The sequence below is a fragment of the Kitasatospora sp. NPDC001539 genome (assembly GCF_040298565.1).
GTDB lineage: Bacteria > Actinomycetota > Actinomycetes > Streptomycetales > Streptomycetaceae > Kitasatospora.
Map to the genome: position 1 here is coordinate 1 of NZ_JBEPAK010000384.1, position 4309 is coordinate 4309.

The 4309-nt window shown below is 72.8% G+C and carries 4 protein-coding genes and 1 pseudogene; 2 read left to right on the forward strand and 3 right to left on the reverse strand.

Features of this window, described 5'->3' with window-relative positions; genetic code table 11:
* Positions 1-151: 151 nt before the first annotated feature.
* From ABT247_RS32095 to ABT247_RS32105, 3 genes are all read right to left on the reverse strand, one after another.
* A complete protein-coding gene (locus ABT247_RS32095) occupies positions 152-1528 on the reverse strand; it encodes a TolB family protein (protein ID WP_350749819.1) in 1377 nt (458 codons plus the stop codon).
* Positions 1529-1734: 206 nt separating this feature from the next.
* Positions 1735-2520 (reverse strand): lysophospholipid acyltransferase family protein, encoded by a 786-nt coding sequence (locus tag ABT247_RS32100; RefSeq protein ID WP_350749822.1) that lies wholly within the window; start codon positions 2518-2520, stop codon positions 1735-1737.
* Positions 2521-2800: 280 nt separating this feature from the next.
* Positions 2801-3226: a DUF4395 domain-containing protein gene (locus ABT247_RS32105; protein WP_350749824.1), complete on the reverse strand. Its 426-nt coding sequence runs from the start codon at positions 3224-3226 to the stop codon at positions 2801-2803.
* Positions 3227-3477: 251 nt separating this feature from the next.
* Here ABT247_RS32105 and ABT247_RS32110 point away from each other — a divergent pair, with 251 nt between their 5' ends.
* Both ABT247_RS32110 and ABT247_RS32115 read left to right on the forward strand, forming a co-directional pair.
* Positions 3478-3831: a TlpA family protein disulfide reductase gene (locus tag ABT247_RS32110; RefSeq protein ID WP_392905802.1), complete on the forward strand. Its 354-nt coding sequence runs from the start codon at positions 3478-3480 to the stop codon at positions 3829-3831.
* Between the two features lie 365 nt (positions 3832-4196).
* Positions 4197-4309: pseudogene (locus ABT247_RS32115) on the forward strand (electron transfer flavoprotein subunit beta); the annotation flags it as partial.

A 4309-nucleotide genomic window follows, 5' to 3' on the forward strand; every position in this document is an offset into this window, starting at 1 on the left:
GATCCGCCCACCACCGATATCTACCCGCGCTTATCAACACTCTTACCCTCCACGACGATTTACCGATCTCGCCGAACAATTCTTCTGAAAAGGCCCTGCCCGGGTTCCCGGGCAGGGCCTTTTCGCGTTTTCGGAGCGGAACGTCGGCGGCTCAGTTGTCCTGGAGGTCGTTCTCGTCGTCGTTCGGCTGCCCCTGTGCCTGAGCAGGAGTCGGCTCCGCCGAACCCGTCGGGGCGCCGGGCTGCGGCGTCAGCGTCGCCTGAGCGCTCTGCGTCGCCCCGGGAGCTCCAGGAACTCCAGGAGCTCCGGCGGTCGGGGAGGCCTGGGGCGACTCGGACGCGCGCGCGGGCAGGGCCGCTGTTCCCCACACCGGTCGGCCGAGCCACCTGGCGGCGCTGTTGGTGAGCCGGGCGACGCCGGTGCCGTCCGGGCGCATGCTGTAGAGGTCGCTGCCGGCTCCCGCGGAGGCCTGGGTGAAGACGATGGACTTGCCGTCCGGCGCGTAGGCCGCGCTTCCGTAGGCGGCGTCGGAGGGGGAGGGGGTGAGGGCGCCGATGGCACTGCCGTCGGGGTGCACGGTGTAGATGCCGCCGCCGGGGGCGTCGTCGGCGCCGGCGGGGTAGGTGGTGAAGAGGATCCGGGTGCCGTCGGGGGACCAGCTCGCGCGGTCGCCGGCGCGCAGTTCCCAGGGCGTGAGCTGGCGGAGCCCGGTGCCGTCCACGTTGACGACGTAGATGGCTCGGCCGTCGGCGGGCTGTCCGGTCGCGCTGGTGCGGTACTCGAAGGTGAGCTGCTTGCCGTCGGGGGACCAGCTGGGGTTGCTGACGATGCCCGAGTAGGGCTTGTCGTTGGTCAGGAAGGTGAGCCGCTGCACGTTGGTGCCGTCCGGGCTCATCAGGTAGAGGTCCGAGTACTGGATCTGGTTGGCGTGGGCGGCGTCGAGTGCGCCCCAGGACCGGCTGAAGGCGAGCTGCTTGCCGTCGGGGGAGTAGGCGGGGGCGCGTTCGTCCTCGTTGGCGCAGTCGGCGGTGGCGCTGCCGGTCTCGCAGAGCTGGCTGATCTGGTGGGCGTTGTCGCCGCTCGGTGCGACCGTCCAGAGGCGGGCGGCGCCGCTCTGGGCGTCGGTCCGGTCGAAGGCGATGGCGCTGCCGTCGGGGGACCAGTCGGGCCGGTCGTCCCTGACGTGGTCGGGCGGTTGGGTGACCTGCTGCTGGGTCGTGCCGTCAGGCGTGAGGGTGACGATGGCGCTGGTGGTGCGCGAGGCGTCGGTGTAGGCCCGGCTGACGATCAGTCCGTTGCGTGCCGGTGCCGCGGGGGTGGCGGCCGCCGCGCCGACCGCGCCGCCGGACGAGGTCGGCTGGGGGGTGGCGGTCGGGGACTCGGGGCGGATCTGGGACAGCGGGATCTCCCCCGGCTCGGCCCCGCAGCCGGTGAGCAGGGTGCCCAGAAGCAGCAGGCCCGCACCGGCGGTTGCGCGGGTGCGGGCCTTGTTCGTGGGTGACTGCCGTGTGCCGGTGATCCGTGCCATCTCCGTCTTCGACCTTTCCGACCGCTGCGACGTGTGCTCCGCCTCGGAGCCCCGGACCGCGAGCGGGCCCGGGACGGAGGCCCCTGGAAGGAGCTGTCACTCTGTCAGAAGGGAGCGCCCGGGGCGGGGCGACACGCGACGGAGCGCGTCCGCTCGGTCGCAAGGAGTAGACGGGGCCGGAGAAGGCCCGGACCGGGTCCGGGCGGTCAGCTCCGGGCGGGGTCGGTGCCGGCGGCGCGGCGCTCGGCCTTGGCGAGGGCCTCCGCCTCGTCCTCGGCCTCGGCGACCTCCAGCGTCGGTGCGGTGCCGCCGAGGTGGGAGGGCAGCCACCAGGTGTCGTCCGGGCCGGAGGGCTTGCCGGGGTACTCCCGCTGGGCGCGGTCGAGCATCTCGCCCATGGCGGCGCGCAGCTTCCTGGTGACCATGACCGGCTTGTCGCCGGGGCCCAGGTGAATCGGTTCGCCGATCATGATCGTCACCGGGACGTGGCGCTTGGTGAGGGTCTTCGGCCGGCCCTTGGTCCAGAGCTGCTGGGTGCCCCACAGCACGACGGGCAGCAGCGGGGCGCCGGAGTCGGCGGCCATCCGGGCGGCGCCGGTCTTGAACTTCTTCAGCATGAACGAGCGGCTGATGGTCGCCTCGGGGAAGACCCCGACGACCTCGCCGGCCTTGAGGGCGCGCACGGCGGCCTCGTAGGCGGGCTGGCCGTCGGTGCGGTCGACCGGGATGTGCTTCATGCCGCGCATCAGCGGGCCGGAGACGCGGTGCTTGAAGACGTCGTCCTTGGCCATGAAACGGGTCTTGCGCTTACCGCCGCGGTAGGCGCCGAGACCGGCGAAGAGGAAGTCGAGGTAGCTGATGTGATTGCTGACCAGCACCGCCCCGCCCTCGGCGGGGATGTGCTCGGCGCCCACGATCTTTATCCGCACGTCGAGCGCGCGGAAGGCGGTGAGTGCGGCGCCGATCACCGGCGGGTACACGAACTCGGCCACGGTCAGTCCTGACTTCCACGGGCCGGAGCCCGGTACGGCGGTACCCGCGCCGTTGCGAGGGAGCCGACCGGAGCACGGCACGCCGCGGCGGTCACGGGTGATACAGGGAGATGATCCCCCGAACGGGTGCCTGCTGTCACCTGAGGCGTGCGGTCAAGCGGATATTCGCGGTGTGATCTCCGTGATGAGTTCGGCCGGAACTTCCGGCACGTCGGCCCGGTTCCCCCACCGGGGTAGCGGCGGACGGCGTGGGAGAGGCGTACGGCGCGGGAGGGGTCGGTCAGGCCCCGGCGCCGAGGCGGCCCTGGGCGCGCCGGACGATCGGGTACATCTCGCAGCCCAGGCAGTAGCCGAAGGCGGCGTTCAGGAAGGTCGCGATCAGCGCGAACACGGTGGTGAGCACGCCGAGCCAGGTCACCTGGGTGAGGTAGCCGAGGGTGCCCACGGAGGTGAGGACGAGGCCGACGCCCTGGGCGAAGCTCAGCGGCCGCTCGTCGACGGTCTCGGTGGGCGGCTCCAGCCGGGGGAGGACGAAGGCCTGGAACAGCAGGCCGTACGGGGAGAGCCGCAGTCCGCTGAAGGCGCTGAGCGCGAAGACCAGGGCCTGGGCGGCGAGGAGGAGGCCGTTGCCGCTGACCAGGACGGCCGCCAGGACGGCGGCGGCGAGCGCGGAGGTGAAGCGGGGACCGCGGGGATCGGTCTGCACAGGGGCTCCGGGAGGGTCGCGACGGGCGGCTGCGGAGGAGGCGTGACCGGCGTCAGCGGGAGGTGGTGGCGCGGCCCAGGTCGACGATGCGACGGGAGGTCAGCAACGGCGGTGCGGTGCGTTCGGAGGCCACCGGCCGATCGTACGCGGGGGCGGTGTCAGCGGTCGACCTCTCTTTTCGGCACCGTTTTAGGCCCGCGCGCGGGCTGCCCCAGACTGGAGGGACGACGCGGATCGGGTACGACGGAAGGCTGAGGGTGCGGAGCGAGGACGGGGCGCGCAGCGAGGACGGGGCGATACGGCTGTCGGAGGCCGACCTGGGTGGACCGCTCGGCGAGCGGGCGACCCTGGTGCAGTTCTCCACCGCCTTCTGCCAGCCCTGCCGGGCCACCCGGCGGGTGCTCGCCGAGGTGGCGGGGATGGTCGAGGGGGTCGCGCACCTCGACGTGGACGCCGAGGCGCGGCTGGAGCTGGTCCGCCGTCTGGGGATCGCGCGGACGCCGACGGTCCTGGTGCTGGACGCGGGCGGTCGGGTGGTGCGCCGGGCGGCGGGAATGCCGCGGAGGGCCGACGTGATCGCGGCGCTGGGGCGGGCGGTCGGCTGAAAGCCGCTCGCGGGTGCCTGGGATCCGTCGGCCGGCACCGTCGACCGGGACCCCTCGGCCGGAACCCGCCGGCCAGGACGGCGGGATGGCGGTGGCCGCGCCCCGGTCGCGCCCCGATCGCGGGCCGGTCGGGGCCGCCCCGTGGGTGGAGTCACCGCTCGGCTGGGGCAGGATGGGCGCGAGCGGTGGTGCAGCCGTCCCGGCCTAAGCTACTGGCCAGTAGTGACCGCTGGGCTACCGGCGAGTATGCTGCCAGGAAGTTCCGGACCGGCACGGGAAACCCGCTGCCCGGAGCGGGTGCGTGGCAGGTCGCACCCGCTTGCACAACCGCAGCCGCCGGACGAGACCAGTACAGGAGACAGGCCGTGAGCTTGAGGATCGTTGTCTGTGTGAAGTACGTGCCGGACGCGACGGGTGACCGTCGTTTCGCGGACGACCACACCACCGACCGGGAGGGCGTGGACGGCCTCCTGTCGGA